Below are 23,485 nucleotides of genomic sequence, written 5' to 3' on the forward strand. Positions count from 1 at the left end.
GCAGCCCAACAGGAGAAGCATCTATGCAATGCTACATTGGATTGGATGTATCGCAGCGTCAGACGGCAATCTGCGTTGTAGATGCTAAAGGCAAGATAGTTGTCGAAGGGAAGTCACTGACGCGGCCAAGCGACATTCACGGCTGGCTGGTTGCCAAGGATATTCAGATCTCTTCCATCGTCAGAATCGGCATTGAAGCAGGAGCGATGAGCGCCTGGCTGCACATCGAACTGACGAAGCTGGGGCTGCCGTTGATATGTCTTGAAGCGTTCCAAGCGCACCGGTTTCTCAAGACGTACCGCAACAAGACGGACAAGAACGATGCCCGCGGTCTCGCGCAGCTCGTGCGTATGGGAGGAGAGTTTATCCGGCCCGTCACCGTCCGCGCTCGCTGCAGCCAGGAGGATCGGACGCTGCTCACCTTACGGCAACAGTTGGTGCAGCAAAGGGTCGGGCTCGAGAACAACATCACCGGCAGCCTCAAACCGTTCGGGCTCCTCGTGCCGCGCGGCAACGTCAACAGCAAGACTTTCCGCGAACGAGTGATGGCGACTCTCGTCAAGGCTGACGAGCTTGGCCTCACATTGAGCGATGGGATCATGCCGTCCCTCGACCTCTACGAGGACCTCTGCAAGCACCTGGACATTCTGACCCGGCGTGTGGAAGCAGTTTCCAAAAATAACCCGGTCTGCCGACGGCTGATGACCGCGCCGGGTGTCGGACCGATCATCGCGCTGTCCTTTGTCACAGCCGTCGATAATCCGCTCCGCTTCTCCAACGACGAAGATATCGGTGCCTATTTCGGCCTCACACCAAAGCAGTACCGGTCGGGAGAAACGGATTATAAAGAGGGCATTTCCAGGCTCGGCAACTCCATGACGCGTGTTCACCTGGTTCAGGCCGCCACAGTCTTGCTGTCATCCAGCAGGAAATGGTCGACACTCAGGGCCTGGGGAATGAAGGTTGCCAAAAGGCGTGGCTTCAACAGAGCGCGCATTGCCGTCGCCCGCAAGTTGGCCATCGTCCTGCACCGTATGTGGATAAACGAGCAGGATTTCCGCTGGAGCAACAAGACAGAAGGTGGCGAATTGGCCAGCTCGGCAGCGGCCTGAGGAATCCTTTCGGCTCACGCCGAAAGGTATCTCCGCGAGGGGACGGAAGGGATGGTGACCGCGCAGGACCGGGATGGCGATAATTGACCATTTGTCGATCGACACGCCGAGCTACCCATGGCGGCACCCTCTTCTGAACGAACCCTATCATGCGGCCAGCTTGACGAAATTGCGCTGATTAGACCGCGAAGAGACCCAGGCTCCCTCGTAGAGATTCTTTAGATAGCGCCGGCCGCGACTGGCGCAAATGTTTGGAAGACGCTTGACCGTCTTGACGGCCAAACCCTGTTTTGCGTTTTTTCGTTCCCTCGGCGCGACGCTTCATTATGCGGCTGCTGCCGCAAAGGCCTAAGGGCTTCGCCCTCGCGCGCTGCAAGCCCCTTCCGCCCAGAACGCAAGAAACTGCCGCCAAGCGAAGGGCGTCAATTTTCTTGCGTTCTGGTTCCCCGCGAAGGGGCCTTCCGCTTGCTACCCCAATCTCGCCGATGGGCAGGGTTGCAGCAGCAGCTGCTGCACCCTGCAAAGGAAGCGCGACCGATCTCTTGCCAAATCCGCGGCGGCGCAGGCGCGGAGTGCGCGCTGCACCCATGAAGCCAAAAGGAGATTGATCATGTCGGCCAAGAATGTTGAAACCAACCCCGAGACCGGGACGGAGATTTTCATTCCGCTCAACAAGCTCAAGAAGTCACCGAAGAACGCGCGGAAGACGCCGCACAGTGAGGCGGCGATCGAGGCGTATGCGGCGAGCATCGCCGCCAAGGGCATTTCGCAAAATCTGGTCATTGAACCGGAGTTGGATGGAGAAGGAGCGGTCACGGGGTTCTATTGCGTGACCATCGGCGAGGGCAGGCGGCTTGCCCAGCTTCTGCGGGTCAAGCGGAAGGAGATCAAGAAGACCGAGCCGATCCGCTGTATCGTCGACACCGCGAACGATCCGCATGAAATCAGCCTGGACGAGAATGTCACCCGGGAAAACATGCATCCCGCCGATCAGTTCGAGGCGTTCAAGAAGCTGGCGGAAGAACGAAACTTCGGCGCGGAGGAAATCGCGGCCCGCTTCGGCGTGACGCCGCACGTCGTGCGGCAGCGCTTGCGGCTCGGCGCGGTGTCTCCACGATTGATGCAGGTCTATCGCGAGGGCGAACTGTCGCTTGACCAGTTGATAGCCTTCGCCATCACCGATGATCATGCCCGGCAGGAAGGCGTCTATGAGCGGCTATCCTATAACCGCGACGCCAGCACCATCCGTCGCATGCTCACGGAAATCCACGTCGCCGCGACCGACCGCCGCGTGCGCTTTGTCGGGATCGAAGCCTACACCGAGGCAGGCGGCACGATCCTGCGCGATCTCTTTACCGAGGATTGCGGCGGCTATCTGGAAGACGTCGCGTTGCTCGATCTTCTGGTGACCGCAAGGCTCGGCCGCGAGGCCGATGCCGTGCGGGCCACCGAAGGATGGAAATGGACGGAGGCTCATCTCGATTTTCCGCACGCCCATGGCATGAGGCGGACCTATCCGCATCCGGTCGAGCTTTCGGCGGAAGATCAGGCGGCGCTAGCAACGGCACAATCCGAATTCGATCATCTGACCGAACAGCATCAGACAGCGGAGGAGCTTTCGGACGAGGTGGACGCGCGGTTCGGCGAACTCGAAGCCGACATCGAGCGGTTGGAAGCCAAGCGTCACGCCTATGATCCTGAGGATATCGGACGCGGCGGAGCGTTCGTGATCCTCAATCATGACGGCACGTTGCGGATCGAACGTGGCTTCATTCGTCCAGGCGACGAGAAGCCGCAATCGGAGGCCGAGCAGGGCGATGACGGTCAGATGCCAGATGAGAACGTCGGCGAAGGCGGGGAGGCGGATCATCCCAGCGAGCACGAGGATGACGGCGACGATGAAGATGAAGGCCCGTCGCTATCCGATGTTCTTGTCCGCGATCTCACCGCCCATCGCACCCTCGGCCTGCGGCTCAATCTGAGCGAACAGCCCGAGGTCGCCGTCGTCGCTGTGACGCATGCGCTTGCCGCGCAGATTTTCTATGTCGGCGCGGACGCGCGGGTTGTCGGCATCCAGCCGGTCAGGATGGACCTCTCGGCTCATGCTGACGGCATTGAGGATGCCCCCGCAGGCAAGGAATGGGCGGATCGCCATGCGAATTGGGCACGGCAGATGCCGCGCGACGTTTCCGATTTGTGGACGTTCGTGGCTGAGCTTGATCACGATAGCCGTATGGCGCTGTTCGCACATTGCGTGGCGCTCACCGTCAATGCGGTCAGGCTGCCGTGGGAGCGCAGGCCGCGCGCCTTCGCGGCTGCGGATCATCTGGCGGAGGCCGTGGCCCTCGACATGACCGGCTACTGGCGTCCGACTGCGCGCAGCTATCTCGGTCGCGTCACCAAGGCCGCCATTCTCGAGGCCGTCCGCGAAGGCGTGAGCGCGGAGGCAGCGGAACGTCTGTCAGATATGAAGAAGATCGAGATGGCAGAAGCCGCCGAGCAGCTGCTGGCCCCGACCGACTGGCTGCCCGCGCTGCTGCAAACTGCTAAGCCGCAGCAAGAAACGGAAGGTCCGACCGCAGCAGGCGACGAGCAGATGCATTCGCAAGCTGCAGAGTGAGGTTCGAGCCGGGGCCGCTGACGCGGTCCCGGCAAGTTCAAAAATTTCGGCCGCGCGCCTGACCGGCGCGCGGCCGAATTCGTCTGAGGCAAAACGGCGATCGATGCAGGAGGCCCAACCATGGAGCGCGACCTTGATCGCTTCGGTCTGCACCTGCGGGTGGCCTCGGGATCGCATCGTCGTGGCGTGCCCTTCGGCGATTGGCAGTTGAGGCTGGCAGTTTGGATCGGGTGATGGTCGCGAATCCCGCGTTCACGGCCCGGCGGTTGATCCGGCGGCGACGTCGGTCTCGTGAGCAAGGCTGCGCGGGGGACGCCAGCGTTTGCCACGATGCGTTTTCCTTGCCGTTGATGCGCAGATGTCAGCATGTGCCCGATCGATCGAGCCACGTCCTTGTGGGTCGTCGGTGGCGGCCGCCATGGTTGTCTCCGTCAGTTCGTTCATGGCTCGCGTCCAACGCAACCTCGAATGGGCTGATCAGGCCCGAGGGACGGCAAGAGCCTCGATCGCCTTCCCGCAACGGCTGCGCCTGCTTTTTCCCCTGCCGCGAAGACGCGGCATTCCTCGCGGAAAGACAAAAAAGCAGGCTTTCGCCGTCCTCCGCTGCACTGCGGGCCTGAAGGCTGCGGGCCGATCGCTCCCCGGGCCAAGGATCGCCATCGAGGCCGCGATGGGCGCGGCCCGAACAACAAACGGAGACTATCATGGCTACCATCGGCACCTTCACCGCTTCGGACAACGGCTACATCGGCTCGATCAAGACGCTGACGCTCAACATCAAGGCCAGGTTCGCCACATCGGACAAGGATAACGACAAGGCGCCCGACTACCGCATCTTCGCCGGCGTGACCGAGTTCGGCGCCGCCTGGAAGAAGACCGCCCGCGACAGCGAGCGCGAGTACCTCTCGGTCAAGCTCGACGATCCGAGCTTCCCGGCTCCGATCTACGCCTCGCTGGTGAAGGTCGAAGGCGACGAGGGCTACACCCTGATCTGGTCCCGCCGCACCGGCGACTGATCCGACCGGATCCTCGGCCCCGCCTCCTCGGAGGCGGGGCCTTTCTGCTTCTTGCGCCACTTTGCAGGGAGAAGGTTTTTTTGTTGAAGGAAATCGCTAAGGGCTCCGCCCTCGCGTGGGCAAGGGTGAAGCACGGCGCGCCGTGCCGGCCGGAGCGGTATCCCCGGTCTTCCGCGCCAAGAATATTCACGACGACGTCGTCGTCACGCGCGTGCAGACGCGCGGCCTTCGGCGCGCCCTTGTCAGGCGGGTGATCCCCCTCCGCCCCGGCCGCCCTTGCCCTTGCTACCCCAGGTCTCGCCGACGGGCAGGGTTGCAGCGCAGCGCTGCGCTTCAACCTCAGCCAATAGGAGAACGACCATGAACATGATGAACCTGTCTCAGAGCGAACAGCCTGCGTCCGGCGGTTTTCGCGTGGATGTCTCGCGGGGCCAGCGGGTCGGCCGCGTGTCGTCCGAGTGGTTTGCGCGGCCGGATGATGAGCGTTACTTGAACCTGCCAGACCTCTTTAAATCAGTGCGGGGACGCGCCGAACGCGCGCAGGCGCGAACGGTGGAAAGCCGGGCCATCCGCGTGGAGGCGAACCGCGACAGTTCCGAGCGGCTGGCGCTGGTAGTGCCGGGACGCGACGAGCCGGTGGCGCCGACCCATTGGAGCTTTGGCCAGTTGTGCACGATGGTCGGCGCGCCAACCTCCTACCTGCGGCAACTACCTGCGACTTTGTCGGCCATCAACCTGCAGCACGGCTTGCTGTCGCATCGCGCCGAGCTCGTGAAAACTCTGGAGACCGACAATGGACGCGTTGAGTTGCGGGCTGTCACCGGGCCGGACTATGGCCGTATCTGGGACCACGAACTCGTCGCCGCAGTCATGAAGATCGCGGGCAATGGCACGGGTGACACCCGGTGGAAGGTGCCGGGCGTACTGGATTGGTCCACCATGACCCACAATCCCCTTGTTGATGTGACCAAGGACACGACGACGCTCTACGCCAGTGACCGCGACGTGTTTCTGTTCCTGGTCGACGACACCAATCCGATCGAGGCGGGCAAGTTGCCGGATGGATCGCCGGATTTGTATTTCCGGGGATTCTATTGCTGGAATAGTGAAGTCGGCAGCAAGACGCTCGGCATTGCCAGCTTTTACCTCCGCGCTGTCTGCATGAACCGCAATTTGTGGGGCGTCGAGAATTTCGAGGAGATCACCATCCGGCACTCCAAGTTTGCCGCCCAACGATTTGCGCATGAGGCGGCCCCTGCGTTGACGCGCTTCGCTAATTCCTCGCCCGCGCCATTTGTCGCAGGGATCAACGCAGCGCGGGAGCGGATCGTTGCCCGCACAGACGAGGACCGGGAGAATTTCCTCCGCAAGGGCGGGTTTTCCAAATCCGAAGCATCGAAGATCGATCGAAACCGTTTTGGGCGAGGAAAATCGCAAGCCGGAAAGCATCTTTGATTTCGTGCAGGGCATCACAGCATTCGCTCGCGGCAAGGCTCATCAGGACACGCGTCTTGAACTGGAAGGCAAAGCAAAGCGCTTGATGGAACGGGCTATCTGAAGATAGGGCAGCGTAACCGGGCACCGGTTACGCTGCCTTGCTTCCAAGGGCTAGTGCGTCGCCGCCGACCCGGCAAGCCGGATCGGAGGCGGTGACGCGTGTCCGCGTCCGGCGCTCGCCGGGCCTCCGGCCCGGCTCGCGGAAGGTCAGGCTCTACGATTGTTCAAATGGATTTCTAACGGTCCGATCACTTCCGCTTAGTGGGTTTTGATCGTTCGGTTCGGGCCTCTTCGTCTGGAAGAACGAGATCGACGTGGCTGATGCCCAACGTGCTGGCGAGTTCAAACAGGGTTACAACAGTTGGATTGCGGCGGCCGCGCTCCAGGTCACTGATATATTGCTGCGTGAAGCCGGACGCTTCGGCGAATTTCTCCTGCGTGAAGCGCTTTTGCTTCCGCAGTCTTGCGAAATTCCGACCGACCAACTTGCGCATATCCATCGGCGTAAGTTGCGTCTTTACATACTATGAGGTTTATCTCCTATAGTGTGTATTTCGAGCTGCTCGCTGGTCGGCTAGGTCGCAATGAGGCTAAAATGAGACGTCGGGACAATCTCGGGCTTCCAGGGAGACTCGAGATCATTCGCTATTTGCTGGGATGGTCATGACGAAACCGCAGCTAGATCCTGACGTCGCGGATGTTGCACCGAACGAGCCGGCGCTGACAGCCTATGACGAGCAGCATGTTGTCACGTACATTCGCCTTTTGCAGGCGGAGGGTGAGGGAGCCGACTGGCGCGAAGTTGCTCGAGTGGTCTTGCATATAGATCCGGAGCGAGAGCCGGATCGCGCGCGGACCGCATTTCAGAGCCATCTTGCGCGCGCCAAATGGGTAACCCAGCAGGGGCGTCTTTTACGCGGCGCCGGCTCAAAATAGACGAATCGTCGGCTAGAGACTTGCAGCCTAAACTATTTGCTCCGGCTAACCGGTGGTCATTCTCAAGCACCACGTGGTGCCAAACTCAGGGGCTTCCTGCAACCCTCTCGTTCATAGTTACTGCACCGCAATCCTTGTTAGCTGCGTGCAATGGGGCGGAAGCAATGCCTGAATTCGACTGGCGGTCGCCGGATTCCTATAAGAGCCTACAAGACGCCGAAATCACCGACATCGCCTGGGAATGTCTTCGCCGCAACGCGGACTATCGACGCGACTACGAAGCGATGATCGCCAACAGCCCAGATGGCGGAGTGACCGCCGAATTCAGGAGGAAGTGGGGCATCTGCTTTCGCCCATGAACCTCAGAGGTCCTTCGACGAGCAGACGATCTTTTGGGCGCCTGAGGTTCTAGCTGCGGTCGTTCCGGTGACGGTCGCCTCGGCCGCCGATCGCAGTTCGGCGTCTCAGCGCCTGCTCGACCTTGCAACTGGCAAGGTGCGCCGCGCCGCCGACGGCTGGCATGCCGTGCTGCGCATTGGTGCGGTGGACCACCGGGTCTGGTCCAAAGAGCCACCGGTGCTCGGTGCGTCATACGCGGCCGAATTGCCATTTGACGGCGATTTCGAAGCGCGCGCCTATGCAGCCCGCCGGCTGTGGCGCGCGATGAACGGACGCACGCCAGGGCCCGCGCTTCATCAATTATCCAAGCAGCGGCGCGAACGCCTGAGCGCTGCAATCCGTGCGCTCGATGCTCACAGTTCCGGCGGCAGCTATCGCATCATAGCCGAAGCGCTATTCGGCAAAAGGCGCATCCCCGATCGTGCCTGGAAGACGCACGATCTACGCAATCGAACGATCCGCCTGGTGCAAGGCGGCCTCGCACTGATGCTAGGTGGCTACCGCAAGCTTCTACGCCCAGAGCGCAGGGACGAATAGCGCTCCGCCAGGGGTATCGAAAATCGTGGCCCCGATCTTCGGCATCCCCCTCCGATACCGCGCTTCTCCATGATGACCGCACACACGCCGGCGCCGCCATGCGCGGTGCGCCGTCACCCTGGAGTTCTCAAATGCCCGATCCGATGGCCGGCCTACCCCCGCGCTTCCTGCGTACACCGGAGGCCGCGCGTTATCTTGGCCTCTCGGGACGCACGCTTGAGAAGCACCGCACGTACGGTACCGGGCGAACGTATCGCAAGATCGGCGGACGTGTCGTCTACGCCGTGGACGACCTGAAAGCGTGGGCTGACCTCGGCACCAAGACATCGACGTCCGACCCCGGGAAGGGAACCGTGCTGCCGGCCAAGAAGCACCCGGTGCTGCGCCCGTATGCGGGCCAGGAACGTCGCTGATTGCCGCGTTAGAGCAGTGACCATGCGGCGCAAACACCATTCCGAGCGCGATCAGCTTGAGCTCTTTCGGGCGCTACCCGGCGATCTTGCGCCCCGCGACGCACAGGATCTGATGGCTTATCCCTTCTTCTCGCTCGCAAAAACAAAGCGGGTTGTGCCGATCGACTTCCGCGCGGGTGCGATTGCAATTCGTGTCGAGGCCGTGGCGGAACACGGCATGGCGACCATCTGGGATGCGGACGTTCTGATCTGGGCTGCTTCCCAGATCGTCGAAGCCCGTGACGCCGGCTTGAAGACGTCGCGCCTGATGGCGGCAACACCTTACGAGATCCTGACGTTTGTCGGCCGCGGCACCGGCGCGCGCGACTATGACCGACTGAAGGCGGGTCTCGACAGACTTCAGTCGACGACCGTGCTGACATCGATCCGCCAGCCGGCAGAGCGGCGACGGCATCGTTTCTCCTGGATCAACGAGTGGAAGGAGACAGCAGATGCAAATGGTCGCCCACTTGGACTCGAATTGATCCTGCCTGATTGGTTCTACGCCGGCGTCATCGATGACGCGCTCGTGCTCACGATCGATCGCGCTTACTTCGCGTTGACGGGAGGACTCGAGCGGTGGCTCTACCAACTCGTTCGCAAGCACGGTGGTCGGCAGAGCGGCGGCTGGAGTTTTGATCTTGCGCACCTCCATGCCAAGTCCGGCATCCTCTCGCCGCTTAAGCACTTCGCCTACGACGTTCGTCAGATCGTCCAGCGCCAGACATTGCCCGGCTATCAGCTCGTGCTCGCGCGCGATCCGAACGGCGCCGAGCGACTGAACTTCGCGCCTACGCCTGTTGATCCCTTAACGGCACGCCTGCGCCGGCGCGGTCTCATTTCAACTTCGGAGGACAATCTGTGAATCAGCTCGTGCTATCGGGGACCGCAACCCTCGTGCTATCGGGGACCCAATCCTCGTGCTATCGGGGACCGAAATCGGGCCTAAGCCGTTGTTTCTCGGCGCTTTCCAGCCACCGTAACTTTACTAACCAGAAATCCTTCGGATTTCTTCTAACGGACCAGGCCGAGAGAGGCGATGGAGACCGCCGGCAGCGGCGGCCCGCGAGTCCTGCCCGCCTGTGCAGGCCGAATACGCCTATCGCCGAACCTCAAGCACAAGGTGCCCAGTGCCAGCTGCAGGGGTCGGCAGCATGAGCGACCTCACCGAAGTGGAAGTGCTGTGGCTTGAGAAGCGTATCGAAAACCGCATTCGGTTCGGTCGCGTTGTCGCGGAGCGGAAGATTGATCGTCACCGACGCGTCGTTTCATTCGCGCCAGACAGCATCTTTGCCTTTGTCCGCTGGACCTCCAACGACTTTGGCACGATCATTTCGCGTATCGACATCTTGCGCGCGATCGCGCCCGGACAGCCCTGCGTAACAGTTCCCTACGTGAAGCCCGGTGGAGAGATTCTACTACGGCTCTCTGGTTGGCCGAAGGTTGAGCGCGTACTGCAGATGATTGATGCCATTGAGGCGCTCGGCGTCGATCCGGCCGATGTCGCGCCCGATCATTGGCATCACGTTCATAACCGTTTGTCGGTCAACGAAGACCCGCGTCCCTACACGAAGGCGCGCCACCAGGCCTGGCTCCATCGTCAGAGGACGATGCGATGACGCACCGCGTGACGACGCTGGCCGCAACCAGTGTGGCCGCCGCTGCACTGATAGCGACATTGGTGTTGGAGCCGTTGCCGCTTTACATCTGGAATGCGTCCAAAAGTGTGCCGATCGGTCTCTATCGCCTACGACCGGCGAACAGCTTCCGTGTCACCGAGCTGCTCGCCGTCACGCCGCCGGAGCCGCTCGCGACCTTCCTCGACCTGAACGGTTATCTGCCCATTGGCGTCCCCATGCTCAAGCGCGTGCTGGCGCTGCCGGGGCAGACCGTCTGCAGAAATGGGCTCACGATTTCGGTCGGTACCATCGCGGTGGGTGAGGCGCAGGATCGCGACGGACGCGGCCGGCCGCTGCCGAAATGGCAGGGCTGCCACGTCGTCGTGGAGGGCGAGCTGTTTCTCATGAATTGGCAATCGGACAACTCTCTTGATGGTCGATATTTTGGATTTCTGCCTGCGTCAGCCGTGATCGGCCGTGCGCTTCCGATATGGACGTGGGAGGAGTGATCGTGCGCATTTCACGTGTTCGCCTCGCCATTCCTCTGTTCGATCGATTGCGGGACCATTCCTCCGTCCCGACTGAGGTTTTTCAAGGCCGCCGGCGCGCGCAGCGCCGGTCCAGGGCGGCCGAAAGGCCGGCGCGAAGCAGCTTTACCCTGGACGGGCGCGAGCACGACGGCATGCTTGGCTCAGTCGGGCGCGCGTGTTTGGGTTGTAGTATCGCTGCTTCTTGCCACACATTGTGCTGCTCTGGCCCATCACGAGTCCGCCGCGCTTCCAGCGATCTGTGAGGCGTCCATCTCGTCGTCGGAATTCATCGAGGAAGCTTCGCAACGCTTCGCGATCCCGGCGCAGTGGATATGCTCAGTTTTGAGTATTGAAAGTTCTGGTGACGTGCACGCCAGGTCGCCCAAAGGCGCAAGGGGTCTGATGCAAATCATGCCGGCGACCTGGGCGGAACTTCGCGAGCGCTATGATCTCGGCAGCGATCCATACGACCCGCGCGATAACATTCTGGCAGGCACGGCATATCTGCGTGAACTGCTCGACCGCTATGGTTCGCCTGGCGTGTTTGCCGCGTATAATGCGGGACCATCTCGCTACGAAGAGCACCTCGCGGGCAGCCCTTTGCCAGACGAGACGCGAGCCTACGTGTCAAAGCTTGCAAAGCTGCTTGGCATCGAACTACCACCGACTTGGATCGCGAGCCAGCAGTTATCAGCAGCAACGACGTTGTTCGTCGCGCGACCTGACCTGATCAAGGCGGGCGATCGGACGTCGGCGTTCATGCCTCCGACCAGCACAGCGACTGCAATCTCGTCACGCGATATTTTGCAGATGGTGCCCAGGGCTGCTGGCGTGTTTATCGCTCGATCGGATGCGGGGTCATCGCGATGACTAGGCGCGCGGGTTCGCAAGCAATGGCGTCCTTCGGCGAGCAATTGGCGGATGGGCGAGAGCAGTCGGCAGATTCGACGGCAGGAGGGCGAGATAAAAGGGGCTCGCCGGTCGAACCGCAAGCCATTGACATGGCTTCGGGTTCCGGCGTGCCGGTCGGTCGGGGCGCGTGCCGCGCTCAAGATTTTCGCCAGAGTATTCAAGGATGTTTTCGGCACCGTAGGCGCCGTTGTGGTTTTCGAGGCTCGGTCATGACCGTGCGCGACAGCGATCTGCGCATTCGGCCCGGGCGCATCCGCGGCACCCGTGCGCCGAAGCCGAAGAGCTTCATCAATCAGGTGCTACGTGCCGCGAAGATGTCCGGACACATCTCGGGTCAAGCTGCGGCTGGCAGGCGTTCTGCAGCTTATGGACGCTCGACATTTGGCCGCGGCCGGCTCGCCTTTAGTCGCGGCAGGTTGCTTAACCCCACACGCCGCGTCGTGGTGAAGGCGCGCGTGGTTTGCCATAAAGGGCGCGCCTTCCGCTCAGCACCACTGACGGCCCATCTCTCATATCTGAAGCGCGATGGCGTGACCCGAGGCGGCGAGCGAGCTGAGATGTTCGATGCCGACAGCGACCGTGCTGACGGCACGGCTTTTGCGGAACGCTGCAAGGAAGACCGGCATCATTTTCGGTTCATCGTCTCGCCCGAGGACGCTGGCGACATGACTGACCTTAGGGCTTTCGCGCGCGATCTGGCCAAGCAGATGGAGGCTGATCTTGGCACGCGGCTCGACTGGGTGGCCGTCGATCACTGGAACACGGATAACCCGCACGTCCATCTTCTCGTTCGGGGAGTCGATGAGGAGGGGGCAGATCTCGTGATCTCCCGCGACTACATCAGCCGAGGCCTGCGCTCACGGGCCGAGGAACTGGTCGCCATCGAACTGGGTCCAAAGCCGGAGCACGAAATTCGCAGTTCGCTGGAGAGAGAAGTCACGGCAGAGCGATGGACGCGGCTCGATCAGGAGATCCGGCTGGCAGCCGACGACACCGGTGCCATCGATCTACGCCCCGAGAATCCCGGACCGTTCGATCCCGAAATCCGGCGCCTGATGGTCGGCCGCCTTCAGCACTTGGAGAAGATGGGCCTTGCTGCACCCGCCGCGCCGGGAGAATGGATGGTCGGGCTCGAGGGCCGAGCGTAGCTTGCGCGACCTCGGCATGCGCGGCGACATCATCAAGACCATGCACCGCGCCTTCGCCGAGCGAGGGGAAGCGCGCGGCGTTTCCGACTACGTCATCGAAGGTGGACCGTCGACGTCCCAGATCGTCGGACGACTGGTTGCCCGTGGATTGCATGACGAACTGACCGGCGAGGCCTACGCCCTGATCGACGGAACAGACGGACGCGCGCACCACGTTCGCTTCCGTGGGGTCGAGGCCTTCGACCAGGCGCCGCCGGTCGGCGGCATCGTCGAAGTCCGGCGCTTCGGCCGAACCGCGGATCCGCGCCCCACCTTGGTGCTCGCGATCCGCTCCGATCTCGACCTCAATCGGGCAGGTCACCGCAAGAGGAGCGACCTGGCTCGACCACCGGCTGGTCGAGCGCGATCCCTTGCCGCTTGCCATGGGCGGGTTCGGCCGCGAGACTCGCGACGCCATCGAAGCCCGTACTGAGCATCTGGTTCAGGCGGGCCTGGCACGGCGGCAGGGCCAGCGTCTCATCCTGCACCGCGACCTCCTCAACACGTTGCGCCGACGCGAACTGGACGAGGTGGCAGCAAAAGTCTCGGCCAGTACCGGACTGCCTCTGACGGCCGCCGCCTCCGGGGAGCACGTGGCGGGCACGTATCGCCAGCGGCTGACGCTCGCCTCGGGACGCTTTGCCATGATCGACAGCGGTCTTGGCTTTCAACTCGTGCCTTGGTCCCGCGAACTCGAAAAGAGACTGGGCCAACACGTCACCGGCGTCGTGAAGGACGGCGGCGGCATCGAATGGGGCTTTGGTCGAAAGCGCGATCTGGGCCTCTAGGTATCTCGCCAACTCCGTTGCGAAAGGGCGCTTGGGATGTCCGGAACCAGAATCCTCTGGGGCCAGGTGATCGTTGTCGGCCTGATCGTTTTGCTCGCCATCTGGGGAGCAACCGGAATGGACGGCCTGGCGGCTCGCTTATCAGCCAGAACTCGGGCGGCCTTGGTTCGAACTGATGGGATTCAAGGTCTATTACCCGCCCGTCTTCTTCTGGTGGTGGTTCGTCTATGACGCCTATGCACCACAGGTCTTTGTCGAGGGAGCCTTCATCGCGGCGTCGGGGGCCTTCGTTTCGATCGCGGCGGCGATCGGCATGTCGGTTTGGCGGGCGCGTGAGGCCAAGAATGTCGAGACCTACGGTTCGGCGCGCTGGGCAGATGCGGAAGAGGTTCGAGCGGCCGGACTTCTCGGTCCGGATGGCGTGGTGCTGGGCAAGATCGACCATGACTACCTCCGCCATGACGGACCGGAGCATGTGTTGTGTTTTGCACCCACCCGGTCCGGCAAGGGGGTTGGCCTCGTCGTTCCCTCGTTGCTGGCTTGGCCGGGCTCGGCCATCGTGCACGACATCAAGGGTGAGAACTGGCAATTGACCGCGGGCTTCCGCGCGCGGCATGGCCGCGTCCTATTGTTCGACCCGACTAACCCAAAGTCCTCGGCCTACAATCCGCTTCTCGAGGTTCGGCGCGGGGAATGGGAGGTTCGCGACGTCCAGAACGTCGCCGACGTCCTGGTCGACCCCGAAGGTTCGCTCGACAAGCGGAACCACTGGGAGAAGACCAGTCATTCGCTTCTGGTGGGAACCATCCTCCATGTCCTCTATGCCGAGGTCGACAAGACGTTGGCGGGCGTCGCCGCTTTCTGTCCGACCCGAAGCGTCCGATCGAGGCGACGCTGAAGGCGATGATGACCACGCCGCACCTTGGCGAGCAGGGCGCTCATCCCGTGGTCGCCTCGACCGCGCGCGAACTCCTCAACAAATCCGAGAACGAACGCTCTGGTGTTCTATCCACCGCGATGTCGTTCCTGGGGCTCTACCGCGATCCGGTCGTGGCCCAGGTAACCTGTCGCTGCGACTGGCGGATCGCGGATCTGATCGCAGATAGCCGCCCTATGACGCTTTATTTTGTGGTGCCGCCCTCCGATATCTCGCGGACCAAGCCCCTGATCCGCCTGGTGCTGAATCAAATCGGCCGGCGCCTCACAGAGGACCTGCACGCCCGCAACCGCCGGCATCGCGTCCTGATGATGCTCGATGAATTCCCGGCACTCGGGCGGCTTGATTTCTTCGAGTCCGCGCTCGCCTTCATGGCGGGGTACGGCATCAAGAGTTTCTTGATCGCGCAATCGCTCAATCAGATCGAGAAGGCCTATGGGCCCAACAACGCCATTCTCGACAACTGCCACGTCCGCGTCAGCTTCGCGACCAATGACGAGCGTACGGCCAAGCGGGTATCCGACGCGCTGGGTACGGCGACGGAGATGCGGGCGATGAAGAACTATGCCGGGCACAGGTCGAACCCCTGGCTGGGGCACCTCATGGTCTCACGGCAGGAGACGGCAAGGCCGCTTTTGACCCCTGGCGAGGTCATGCAGCTTCTGCCGACGGACGAAGTCGTGATGGTGGCGGGCACACCGCCGATCCGGGCGAAAAAGGTGCGCTACTACGAGGACCGGCGGTTCACCGAGCGGGTCTTGCCGCCACCCGATCCGGCGGCATCAGGTCGATCATCGCGAACGGACGGATGGTCGACAACTGGAACCCTGATGCCGGCCGCCCGTCCAACCGACAAAGCGGAGCAACCGGCGGAAGACACGGCGAATAGCGGCCTCCGTCGCGAGCCCGAACTTCCCGATCATGTCGCGATCGCAAAGGAGACGACCGAACCGACGCCGGTAGAAGAATTTGCCGCCGTTCTTGACGACGACGAGGATGCCGTCCGCCAGACCCGGCTTCTCCGCCAGCAGATGCGAGGCGTCGCGCGTCAGATCGCAATGGACCCGGATGAAGGGATGGAGCTCTGAGACACATGCGCGACCGGATGAACGTGTATTTCCCGCCAGAACTCCTGAAGCAGATCTGGATCTGGCCGATCGCAAGAACCTTTCTCGGTCTGCAATCGTGGAAGCGGCTGTCGCTTCGTTTCTATCACCGGACGGAGCGGACAGGCGGGAGGCAGCATTTACCCGTCGCCTGGATCGGCTTTCACGTCAGATGCAGAGGCTGGAGCGTGACGTCGGTCTGACGGCCGAGACCTCGGCGCTCTTCGTCCGCTTCTGGCTGACGATCACGCCACCGTTGCCCAACGACGCCCAGGCAGCCGCGCAGATAAAGGGCAGGGAGCGCTTTGAAGGATTTATCGAAGCCCTCGGGCGCCGCATGCAGAAGGGGCAGAGCTTTCTGCGCGAGATGCCAGAAGATATCCACCGTCAGGAGCTGGGCAGCGAAACCTGAATGATTTAGGTAGAAAGGCTGTTGCGCCGTTCCTTGCCTACGACAACCTACGATCGTCGCTCCAAGAACGAAGGAATTGTTGTGAAGCAACGGAATGTCGGAGGACCAATAATCGACCTTACATGGTTTGCTTGACGATCCGTCGGCGCCGGCGAGCGCCGTTTGATCAAACCGCGTCTTTAGCGACCTTCAGCGGCGACGCTTTGACCGATTTGCTAGCCGGCTTGGCCGCGAACTCCATTGGCTCTTTCGTAAAAGGGTTTACGCCGCTGCGAGCTTCGGTAGCGGGCTTGTTTACGACTGACATTTTGACAAATCCCGGGATGACGAATTCGCCAGATTCATTCAACTCCTTATATCCCACAGTCGCCATCTGCTCGATGACGGCCTTTACATCCCCCTTCGAAAGCTGCGTCGAATCCGCAATCGCGTCAATCAGCTGGTTCTTGGTCATCTTTGCCATGATAGGTCCCCGTGGGAGAGAAAGTAAACGAGCCACGTGGATGCGTCATTCTGTTCGAAGCGCGATCGCGATGCGCTCTTCGATCCCACCGGCGTCAAGAAGTCACCGGGCTTAAAACCCATCGAGGTTCAAAATGCAAGGAGGGCCTCGACGTTTGATTCGGGTCTTGAAGGGGACCCACGCGAGTTTCTTCGTGGCCGTCAGCCTTTGATCACCGTCGATCGGGACGACCAGCGACATAAGCGGATATATCGTCGCGCCCAGCGCATGATTCGCGCTCTCGAACGGGAACCTCGAATGCAGAACTTCTCGGTGCGATTGCATAGCGGATAAATTTTGGCCCAACGCCGCTTTTGACGGCATAGGCCCTCGATCCCGTCGATTCGATCAGGCCAAGCTGCGCGGTGAGCCCGGGCCATAATTCCCAACCTTTCCTTTTATACGCTGATCTACGCTCAACGAGAGCGCTTCTTGCACTATGCCCATTAGTGCCTTTTCTAATCATCCCCATCTGAGAGCGGCTTTTGACGTTCTCGTTCGGTGGGGCGGCAATGGCAATCCAGTCCATTCAATCGGAGGCGAATTCGCGCGGTGCGCGAATGCTGCGCAGCGCGCTTGGCACAGCGATCGCGGGCTACCTCGATGATGAAGCGATCATCGAGGTCATGCTTAATCCAGATGGGCGGCTGTGGATCGACCGGCTGTCAAATGGGTTGATCGACACGGGAGAAACTCTCTCCGCGGCGGATGGTGAGCGCGTCGTCCGGCTGGTGGCGCATCACGTCGGCGCGGAGGTGCATGCCGGCTCGCCGCGCGTGTCGGCTGAACTGCCTGGGACTGGCGAGCGCTTCGAAGGTCTGTTGCCTCCGGTCGTTGCTGCCCCTGCCTTTGCCATCCGCAAGCCCGCGGTCGCCGTGTTTACGCTCGACGACTATGTCGCCAAGGGCATCATGAATTCAGAGCAGGCCAAGATCTTTAGGGATGCGGTCGCCGCTCGTAAGAACATCCTCGTCGCCGGTGGCACATCGACCGGCAAGACAACGTTGACGAATGCGCTCTTGGCCGAGGTGGCTAAGACCACCGATCGGGTCGTGCTGATCGAAGATACACGCGAACTTCAGTGCAAGGCGCCCAATCTTGTAGCTTTGCGGACTAAAGATGGCGTGGCGACGCTGTCGGATCTTGTCCGCTCTTCGCTGCGACTGCGTCCGGATCGCATTCCCGTCGGCGAGGTCCGCGGTGCGGAAGCGCTCGATCTGCTCAAGGCCTGGGGCACCGGTCATCCCGGCGGCATCGGGACCATCCATGCGGGTACCGCGCTGGGCGCGCTACGGCGGCTCGAGCAACTCATCCAGGAAGCCGTCATCACGGTTCCGCGCGCCCTAATCGCCGAGACCATCAACCTCGTTGCTGTGCTTGCGGGGCGCGGCGCTGACCGCCGCCTCGCTGAGCTCGCCCTCGTCACGGGGCTTGGTGCCGCCGGCGACTACGTCGTTTCATCAGCAGGAGACTGACATGCGTTTGGAGTTTCGCGTTCTTCGGCAGGCCGCATCGCTAGCCGCGTCCGGCATGGTGCTTTTGCCGCCGGCGCCGGCATGGGCCGCTGGCTCGAACATGCCGTGGGAGCAGCCACTCAATCAGATCCTGCAGATCGGTCGAAGGCCCAGTCGCCAAGATCATCGCCGTCATCATCATCGTCGTGACCGGGCTGACGCTCGCGTTCGGCGATTCGTCCGGTGGTTTCCGCAGGCTGATCCAGATCGTGTTCGGTCTGTCGATCGCGTTTGCAGCCTCGAGCTTCTTCCTGTCGTTCTTCTCCTTCGGCGGCGGCGTGGTGATCTGATGGATGAACCGGTCGCAGGTTTTGTCGTGCCCGTTCACCGCGCACTCACCGAACCAATTCTGTTGGGCGGCGCGCCGCGGTCGGTCGCGATCGTCAACGGCACGCTTGCGGCGGCCCTTGGACTTGGACTGCGGCTCTGGATCGCCGGTCTCGTGCTCTGGTTCATCGGCCATATGGCCGCCGTCTGGGCCGCAAAGCGTGATCCCGCTTTCGTCGACGTCGTGCGCCGACATCTGCGCATTCCTGGCCATCTCAACACCTGAGCTCCCATCATGATGAACCTTGCCGAATACCGCCATTCCAACGCGCGTCTCGCCAACTTCCTGCCATGGGCAGCCCTCGTCGACGAGGGCATCATCCTAAACAAGGATGGCTCATTCCAACGGACGGCGAAATTTCGCGGCCCCGACCTTGATAGCGCGGTGCCGGCTGAGCTTGTCGCCGTCGCCGGGCGTCTAAACAACGCCTTGCGCCGACTGGGATCAGGTTGGGCCGTCTTCGTTGAGGCTCAGCGCCATTTTGCGGGTGCTTACCCGCCGAACACCTTTCCGGATGTCGCATCCGCACTGGTCGACGCCGAGCGCAGAGCCCAGTTCGAAGAGGCGGGCGCCCACTACGAGTTCCAGCTATTATCTGACGTTCCTCTATCTGCCGCCGGAGGAGGGGGCCGCTAGGGCGGAGCGACTGCTCTATGAAGGCCGCGATCGCACTGTTGGAGCCGACGCGCGCGAGGTGCTCCGCGGGTTTGTCGATCAAACCAACCGCGTACTGCAACTAGTTGAAGGGTTCATGCCCGAATGCGGCTGGCTCGATGATCAGGACACGCTGACCTATCTGCACTCGACCATCTCGACCAAGCGTCATCGCGTTCGGGTGCCCGAAATACCGATGTACATCGATGCGCTGTTGGCCGACCAGCCACTGACAGGTGGGCTCGAGCCGATGCTGGGGTCAGCCAACGTGCGCGTTCTGACGATTGTCGGCTTTCCGGGCGCGACGACGCCGGGAATTCTAGATGACCTGAATCGCCTGGCATTCTCGTATCGTTGGTCAACTCGCGCGATCATGCTCGACAAGACCGATGCCACCAAGCTGCTGACCAAGATCCGCCGCCAATGGTTCGCCAAGAGGAAATCCATCGGCGCCATTCTCAAGGAGGTCATGACCAACGAGGCGTCAACGCTCCTTGATACCGACGCCCACAATAAGGCAATCGACGCCGACGCAGCGCTGCAGGAGTTGGGCTCGGACCAGATCGGACAAGCCTTTGTCACGGCGACCATCACCGTGTGGGACGCCGATCCCGGTGCAGCCGATGAAAAGCTCCGTTTGGTCGAGAAGGTCATCCAGGGCCGCGATTTCACCTGCATGATCGAGACGGTGAATGCCGTTGAAGCCTGGCTCGGCAGCTTGCCCGGGCACGTCTACGCCAACGTGCGGCAGCCGCCGGTTTCGACGCTCAACCTCGCTCACATGATTCCGATGTCGGCCGTGTGGGCGGGCGAGGCGAGGGATCTGCATTTCGAAGGTGCGCCCCTCCTTTTCGGCAAGACTGAGGGATCAACACCGTTCCGATTCTCGCTTCATGTCGGTGACGTCGGCCATACCCTCGTAGTGGGACCGACGGGGGCTGGTAAGTCCGTATTGCTGGCGCTGATGGCGCTGCAGTTCCGCCGCTACCAAAATGCTCAGGTCTTTGCGTTCGATTTTGGCGGTTCGATCCGAGCGGCCGCGCTCGCCATGGGCGGTGATTGGCACGATCTCGGCGGCGCATTGTCTGACGGAGGTGACCAGCCGGTTGCGTTGCAGCCGCTGGCCTGGATCGACGATCCTTCCGAGCGCGGATGGGCAACCGAATGGATCGCCGCGATCCTGGCGCGGGAAAAGATCGAGATCACCCCTGAGGTCAAGGATCATCTGTGGTCGGCGCTGACGTCTCTCGCCTCGGCGCCGATGCAGGAACGGACCTTGACGGGCCTGTCTGTCCTGCTGCAATCGAACTCCCTGAAACGTGCTCTGCAGCCCTATTGTCTGGGCGGTCCCTCCGGGCGCCTGCTAGATGCCGAATACGAGCGCCTTGGGGAAGGGGCGGTTCAGGCGTTCGAGACCGAAGGGCTGATCGGAACGAGCGCAGCGCCTGCCGTGCTGGCGTATCTGTTCCACCGGATTGGGGACCGCCTCGACGGCCGGCCGACCCTCCTGATTGTCGATGAAGGTTGGCTTGCCCTCGACGACGAGGATTTTGCCGGCCAGCTCCGGGAATGGCTGAAGACGCTTCGGAAGAAGAACGCGTCCGTCATCTTCGCCACCCAGTCGCTTTCGGACATTGATGGCTCCGCAATCGCGCCGGCGATCATCGAAAGCTGCCCAACGCGCTTGTTGCTGCCAAATGAGCGGGCAATCGAGCCGCAGATCACGGCCATTTACCGACGCTTTGGCCTCAACGACCGCCAGATCGAGCTCCTGAGCCGGGCCACGCCGAAGCGCGACTACTACTGCCAGTCCCGTCGCGGCAACCGGATGTTCGAACTTGGCCTCGGTGAGGTCGCGCTCGCATTCACCGCAGCCTCTTCCAAGACGGACCAGGCCGCCATCGCGCAGATCCTCGCCGAACATGGAGCTGATGGTTTCGTGCCGGCTTGGTTGCAGCACCGTGGCGTCGCCTGGGCCACGGACCTGATCCCCAATCTCGTCAATCTGGAGAAATCGCTATGAGGCGTCTTGGCGTCTTGGTGACTGCTTGTACCATCGCTCTCGTACTTGGCGTCGCGATGCCCGCACGGGCGCTGATCGTCTTCGATCCCAGCAACTACGTTCAGAATGTTCTGACCGCCGCGCGGACGCTGCAGCAGATCAACAACCAGATCACCTCGTTGCAGAACGAGGCGCAGATGCTGATCAATCAGGCAAAGAACCTGGCAAACTTGCCGTATTCGTCGCTGCAGCAACTGCAATCATCGATCCAGCGCACCCAGCAATTGCTGGCGCAGGCCCAGCGGATCGCCTACGACGTCCAGCAGATCGATCGCGCGTTCTCGACCAGCTATGCGCCGGTTACGGGCAGCCAAACCGGCCAGGCGCTGATCACCAACGCTCAGTCGCGGTGGCAGAATTCTGTCGCCGCATTACAGGATGCGCTCCGTGTCCAGGCCGGCGTCGTCGGTAATCTCGACACCAACCGAATCCAGACGACTGCGCTCGTGACCTCGAGCCAGGGTGCCAGTGGCGCCCTGCAGGCAACCCAGGCCGGCAATCAGATCCTTGCGCTTCAGGCACAACAACTCGCCGATCTGACAGCTGCCGTGGCGGCGCAGGGCAGGGCACAGAGCCTTGAAGCGGCGCAGCGCGCCTCGGCCCAGGACCAGGGAAGAGAACAGCTTAGGCGGTTTCTGACACCGGGACAGGGCTATCAGTCCCAAGACGTGCGGATGTTCCACTGATGACCGATGTAAGGGCGTTCAAGGCGTTGTCGCTGCTTACGACGATCGGCGTATTCGCCGTTGCTGCCTGCACGATTCAGCTCCGCGGTGGAGATGATTCTCCGCAGTCGCCGAAGGCGGAGCAGACGACTGGTGCAACGAGCTCTGACCTCGCACGCTGCGGCAGCGTAACTGCTGTGGAAGCGGCACGTTATCAGCATTGCAGGGAGGTTTGGGCCGAAAACCGCCGCCGTTTCTTTGTCAAGAATGACGGTGCCGCAGGTACTGGCCGCGGTGATTCTGTCGCACGCTTGGCGCCAGCCCCAAAGGATCAGAGCCGGATCCCGCAAGGATATCATCATCTGGCGGCGCCTGAGGCGAGCAAGCCATGACCGGCACCGGAATCATCGACCAGTTCCTGGAAACGTTCACCCGTTATATCGACAACGGCTTCGGGCTACTGGGTAGCGATGTCGGATATCTCGCAACGACCCTTGCGGCGATCGACATCACGCTCGCCGCGTTGTTCTGGAGTTGGGGGCCGGACGAGGACATCATCGCGCGCCTCGTCAAGAAGACGCTTTTCGTGGGCTGCTTTGCCTACCTCATCGGCAACTGGAACAGCCTGGCGCGCATCGTCTTCGAGAGCTTTGCCGGTCTTGGGCTGAAAGCATCCGGCGCAAGCCTATCCGCATCTGATTTTCTGCGGCCGGGAAAGATCGCCCAAGTCGGGCTCGACGCCGGTCGACCGCTGCTCGACTCAATCTCGAACCTGATGGGCTACATCAGCTTCTTCGAGAATTTCGTTCAGATCGTCGTTCTCCTGTTCGCGTGGGTCGTGGTGCTGCTCACCTTCTTCATTCTGGCGATCCAGCTCTTCGTCACCCTGATCGAGTTCAAGCTCACGACGCTGGCCGGCTTCGTCCTCATTCCCTTCGGCTTGTTTGGCAAGACCGCCTTCGCGGCAGAGCGGGTCCTGGGCAACGTCATATCCTCCGGGATCAAGGTCTTGGTCCTGGCCGTCATTGTCGGCATCGGATCTACCCTGTTCTCGCAATTCACCACTGGCTTTGGCAGCGCACAGCCGACCATTGAGGACGCTATGACCTTGGTGCTCGCGGCGCTCTCCTTGCTCGGGCTGGGTATCTTCGGTCCAGGAATCGCAAACGGCCTGGTGTCCGGCGGGCCGCAGCTCGGCGCCGGCGCCGCGATTGGAACGGGCCTTGCCGCTGGCGGCATTGTTGCGGCTGGTGCAGGCCTCGCCGCCGGCGGTGCTGGTGTCGCTGGCGGAGCGATGGCAGGCGTCGCTCGTGGTGGCGGTGCCGTCTTGAGCGGCGCATCCGCCGCCTATCGAAGAGGCGGCCTTACCGGCGTCGCAGAGGCTGGTGGTTCGGCTGCCATGAGCCCGTTGCGCCGCGCCGGGGTTGCCCTCAGCGGGGGGCAAGCGGGCGAGCAGGCCGCGAGCACTTCGGCCGAAGGGCAGCCCGATTGGGCGCGGCGCATGAAGCGTGCCGAGACCATTCGGCACGGTGCGTCGGCAGCCGGACAGGCGGTTCGCTCAGGCGATCACGGCGGCAGCGGCTCTTCTGTCGATTTGTCTGAAGGAGAGCGCTGACACGCGGCCAATGCACGTTCGTCACGCGTCACGGACCGCATCAGAAATCCGGATACCGCACGACTTGAAACTGATCACTTGAGCT

General features: G+C 62.0%; 19 protein-coding genes and 6 pseudogenes. 22 read left to right on the forward strand and 3 right to left on the reverse strand.

The window, feature by feature from the left end:
* Positions 1-23: 23 nt before the first annotated feature.
* Together ACSKB9_RS35105 and ACSKB9_RS35110 are read left to right on the forward strand one after the other, a co-directional pair.
* Complete coding sequence (locus ACSKB9_RS35105) at positions 24-1,112, forward strand: IS110 family transposase (RefSeq protein ID WP_438078919.1); 1,089 nt, start codon at positions 24-26, stop codon at positions 1,110-1,112.
* Positions 1,113-1,722: 610 nt separating this feature from the next.
* A complete protein-coding gene (locus ACSKB9_RS35110) occupies positions 1,723-3,732 on the forward strand; it encodes a ParB/RepB/Spo0J family partition protein (protein ID WP_438078921.1) in 2,010 nt (669 codons plus the stop codon).
* Positions 3,733-3,984: 252 nt separating this feature from the next.
* Here ACSKB9_RS35110 and ACSKB9_RS35115 read toward each other — a convergent pair whose 3' ends face one another.
* The gene (locus tag ACSKB9_RS35115; protein WP_438078923.1) at positions 3,985-4,176 is read right to left on the reverse strand and encodes a hypothetical protein; all 192 of its coding nucleotides are present in this window, start codon (positions 4,174-4,176) and stop codon (positions 3,985-3,987) included.
* Positions 4,177-4,436: 260 nt separating this feature from the next.
* On the opposite strand from ACSKB9_RS35115, the gene ACSKB9_RS35120 reads away from it, so the two are divergent.
* Together ACSKB9_RS35120 and ACSKB9_RS35125 are read left to right on the forward strand one after the other, a co-directional pair.
* Entirely contained in the window at positions 4,437-4,748 is a 312-nt protein-coding gene (locus tag ACSKB9_RS35120; protein WP_438078925.1) for a DUF736 domain-containing protein, read from the forward strand.
* Positions 4,749-5,108: 360 nt separating this feature from the next.
* Positions 5,109-6,306, forward strand: a pseudogene (locus tag ACSKB9_RS35125) (DUF932 domain-containing protein).
* 187 nt (positions 6,307-6,493) lie between these two features.
* Here the strand turns inward: ACSKB9_RS35125 and ACSKB9_RS35130 are convergent.
* Complete coding sequence (locus ACSKB9_RS35130) at positions 6,494-6,745, reverse strand: helix-turn-helix domain-containing protein (RefSeq protein ID WP_438078927.1); 252 nt, start codon at positions 6,743-6,745, stop codon at positions 6,494-6,496.
* A 163-nt stretch (positions 6,746-6,908) separates the two neighbouring features.
* Here ACSKB9_RS35130 and ACSKB9_RS35135 point away from each other — a divergent pair, with 163 nt between their 5' ends.
* From ACSKB9_RS35135 to ACSKB9_RS35185, 11 genes and pseudogenes are all read left to right on the forward strand, one after another.
* The gene (locus ACSKB9_RS35135) at positions 6,909-7,181 is read left to right on the forward strand and encodes a DUF2285 domain-containing protein (protein ID WP_438078929.1); all 273 of its coding nucleotides are present in this window, start codon (positions 6,909-6,911) and stop codon (positions 7,179-7,181) included.
* A gap of 164 nt (positions 7,182-7,345) precedes the next feature.
* Complete coding sequence (locus ACSKB9_RS35140) at positions 7,346-7,540, forward strand: transcriptional regulator domain-containing protein (protein ID WP_438078931.1); 195 nt, start codon at positions 7,346-7,348, stop codon at positions 7,538-7,540.
* A gap of 67 nt (positions 7,541-7,607) precedes the next feature.
* Positions 7,608-8,117 carry a DUF2285 domain-containing protein gene (locus tag ACSKB9_RS35145; protein ID WP_438078933.1) on the forward strand — a complete coding sequence of 170 codons (510 nt, stop codon included), beginning with the start codon at positions 7,608-7,610 and terminating at the stop codon, positions 8,115-8,117.
* A 131-nt stretch (positions 8,118-8,248) separates the two neighbouring features.
* Positions 8,249-8,530, forward strand: a complete 282-nt coding sequence (locus ACSKB9_RS35150) for a helix-turn-helix transcriptional regulator (protein WP_438078935.1) — start codon at positions 8,249-8,251, stop codon at positions 8,528-8,530.
* A 22-nt stretch (positions 8,531-8,552) separates the two neighbouring features.
* Complete coding sequence (locus ACSKB9_RS35155) at positions 8,553-9,434, forward strand: replication initiator protein A (RefSeq protein WP_438078937.1); 882 nt, start codon at positions 8,553-8,555, stop codon at positions 9,432-9,434.
* Between the two features lie 289 nt (positions 9,435-9,723).
* The gene (locus tag ACSKB9_RS35160) at positions 9,724-10,188 is read left to right on the forward strand and encodes a DUF2840 domain-containing protein (RefSeq protein ID WP_438078939.1); all 465 of its coding nucleotides are present in this window, start codon (positions 9,724-9,726) and stop codon (positions 10,186-10,188) included.
* Entirely contained in the window at positions 10,185-10,697 is a 513-nt protein-coding gene (locus ACSKB9_RS35165; RefSeq protein WP_438078941.1) for a S26 family signal peptidase, read from the forward strand. Before ACSKB9_RS35160 ends, ACSKB9_RS35165 begins: the two co-directional genes overlap by 4 nt.
* Positions 10,698-10,874: 177 nt before the next feature.
* Positions 10,875-11,588, forward strand: a complete 714-nt coding sequence (locus ACSKB9_RS35170) for a lytic transglycosylase domain-containing protein (RefSeq protein ID WP_438078943.1) — start codon at positions 10,875-10,877, stop codon at positions 11,586-11,588.
* Between the two features lie 251 nt (positions 11,589-11,839).
* Positions 11,840-13,605 (forward strand): annotated as a pseudogene (locus ACSKB9_RS35175) (relaxase/mobilization nuclease domain-containing protein).
* A gap of 36 nt (positions 13,606-13,641) precedes the next feature.
* Positions 13,642-15,630, forward strand: a pseudogene (locus tag ACSKB9_RS35180) (conjugal transfer protein TraG).
* A gap of 5 nt (positions 15,631-15,635) precedes the next feature.
* Positions 15,636-16,060: pseudogene (locus ACSKB9_RS35185) on the forward strand (CopG family transcriptional regulator).
* A gap of 166 nt (positions 16,061-16,226) precedes the next feature.
* Here ACSKB9_RS35185 and ACSKB9_RS35190 read toward each other — a convergent pair.
* Entirely contained in the window at positions 16,227-16,523 is a 297-nt protein-coding gene (locus tag ACSKB9_RS35190; RefSeq protein ID WP_438078945.1) for an HU family DNA-binding protein, read from the reverse strand.
* Between the two features lie 551 nt (positions 16,524-17,074).
* On the opposite strand from ACSKB9_RS35190, the gene trbB reads away from it, so the two are divergent.
* The 7 genes and pseudogenes from trbB to trbL all read left to right on the forward strand — a co-directional run bounded on the left by trbB (position 17,075) and on the right by trbL (position 23,400).
* On the forward strand, positions 17,075-18,037 hold the full coding sequence (gene trbB, locus ACSKB9_RS35195) for a P-type conjugative transfer ATPase TrbB (protein WP_438080538.1): 963 nt from the start codon (positions 17,075-17,077) through the stop codon (positions 18,035-18,037).
* Between the two features lies 1 nt (position 18,038).
* Positions 18,039-18,366 (forward strand): annotated as a pseudogene (locus ACSKB9_RS35200) (TrbC/VirB2 family protein).
* On the forward strand, positions 18,366-18,629 hold the full coding sequence (locus tag ACSKB9_RS35205) for a VirB3 family type IV secretion system protein (RefSeq protein WP_283089900.1): 264 nt from the start codon (positions 18,366-18,368) through the stop codon (positions 18,627-18,629). The pseudogene ACSKB9_RS35200 and the gene ACSKB9_RS35205 overlap by 1 nt, the downstream one beginning before the upstream one ends.
* A 9-nt stretch (positions 18,630-18,638) precedes the next feature.
* Positions 18,639-21,081 (forward strand): annotated as a pseudogene (gene trbE / locus ACSKB9_RS35210) (conjugal transfer protein TrbE).
* The gene (gene trbJ / locus ACSKB9_RS35215) at positions 21,078-21,806 is read left to right on the forward strand and encodes a P-type conjugative transfer protein TrbJ (protein WP_283089902.1); all 729 of its coding nucleotides are present in this window, start codon (positions 21,078-21,080) and stop codon (positions 21,804-21,806) included. Before trbE ends, trbJ begins: the two are co-directional and overlap by 4 nt.
* Entirely contained in the window at positions 21,806-22,177 is a 372-nt protein-coding gene (trbK-alt, locus tag ACSKB9_RS35220) for a putative entry exclusion protein TrbK-alt (RefSeq protein ID WP_438078948.1), read from the forward strand. The genes trbJ and trbK-alt overlap by 1 nt, the downstream gene beginning before the upstream one ends.
* Positions 22,174-23,400, forward strand: a complete 1,227-nt coding sequence (gene trbL / locus ACSKB9_RS35225; protein ID WP_438078950.1) for a P-type conjugative transfer protein TrbL — start codon at positions 22,174-22,176, stop codon at positions 23,398-23,400. Before trbK-alt ends, trbL begins: the two co-directional genes overlap by 4 nt.
* The last annotated feature ends 85 nt before the right edge of the window (positions 23,401-23,485 follow it).

It is taken from the genome of Bradyrhizobium sp. BR 1433, from assembly GCF_051547665.1.
Taxonomy (GTDB): Bacteria; Pseudomonadota; Alphaproteobacteria; order Rhizobiales; family Xanthobacteraceae; genus Bradyrhizobium; species Bradyrhizobium australafricanum.

Bases quoted from the DNA above. Each gene is read 5' to 3' on its own strand.
- ACSKB9_RS35115 (WP_438078923.1), bottom strand. From the start codon at position 4,176: ATGAACGAACTGACGGAGACAACCATGGCGGCCGCCACCGACGACCCA.
- ACSKB9_RS35140 (WP_438078931.1), top strand. From the start codon at position 7,346: ATGCCTGAATTCGACTGGCGGTCGCCGGATTCCTATAAGAGCCTACAA.
- ACSKB9_RS35165 (WP_438078941.1), top strand. From the start codon at position 10,185: ATGACGCACCGCGTGACGACGCTGGCCGCAACCAGTGTGGCCGCCGCT.
- ACSKB9_RS35135 (WP_438078929.1), top strand. From the start codon at position 6,909: ATGACGAAACCGCAGCTAGATCCTGACGTCGCGGATGTTGCACCGAAC.
- ACSKB9_RS35105 (WP_438078919.1), top strand. From the start codon at position 24: ATGCAATGCTACATTGGATTGGATGTATCGCAGCGTCAGACGGCAATC.
- ACSKB9_RS35190 (WP_438078945.1), bottom strand. From the start codon at position 16,523: ATGGCAAAGATGACCAAGAACCAGCTGATTGACGCGATTGCGGATTCG.
- trbK-alt (WP_438078948.1), top strand. From the start codon at position 21,806: ATGACCGATGTAAGGGCGTTCAAGGCGTTGTCGCTGCTTACGACGATC.
- ACSKB9_RS35120 (WP_438078925.1), top strand. From the start codon at position 4,437: ATGGCTACCATCGGCACCTTCACCGCTTCGGACAACGGCTACATCGGC.
- ACSKB9_RS35155 (WP_438078937.1), top strand. From the start codon at position 8,553: ATGCGGCGCAAACACCATTCCGAGCGCGATCAGCTTGAGCTCTTTCGG.
- ACSKB9_RS35205 (WP_283089900.1), top strand. From the start codon at position 18,366: ATGGATGAACCGGTCGCAGGTTTTGTCGTGCCCGTTCACCGCGCACTC.
- ACSKB9_RS35150 (WP_438078935.1), top strand. From the start codon at position 8,249: ATGCCCGATCCGATGGCCGGCCTACCCCCGCGCTTCCTGCGTACACCG.
- ACSKB9_RS35110 (WP_438078921.1), top strand. From the start codon at position 1,723: ATGTCGGCCAAGAATGTTGAAACCAACCCCGAGACCGGGACGGAGATT.
- trbB (WP_438080538.1), top strand. From the start codon at position 17,075: ATGGCAATCCAGTCCATTCAATCGGAGGCGAATTCGCGCGGTGCGCGA.
- trbJ (WP_283089902.1), top strand. From the start codon at position 21,078: ATGAGGCGTCTTGGCGTCTTGGTGACTGCTTGTACCATCGCTCTCGTA.
- trbL (WP_438078950.1), top strand. From the start codon at position 22,174: ATGACCGGCACCGGAATCATCGACCAGTTCCTGGAAACGTTCACCCGT.
- ACSKB9_RS35130 (WP_438078927.1), bottom strand. From the start codon at position 6,745: ATGGATATGCGCAAGTTGGTCGGTCGGAATTTCGCAAGACTGCGGAAG.
- ACSKB9_RS35160 (WP_438078939.1), top strand. From the start codon at position 9,724: ATGAGCGACCTCACCGAAGTGGAAGTGCTGTGGCTTGAGAAGCGTATC.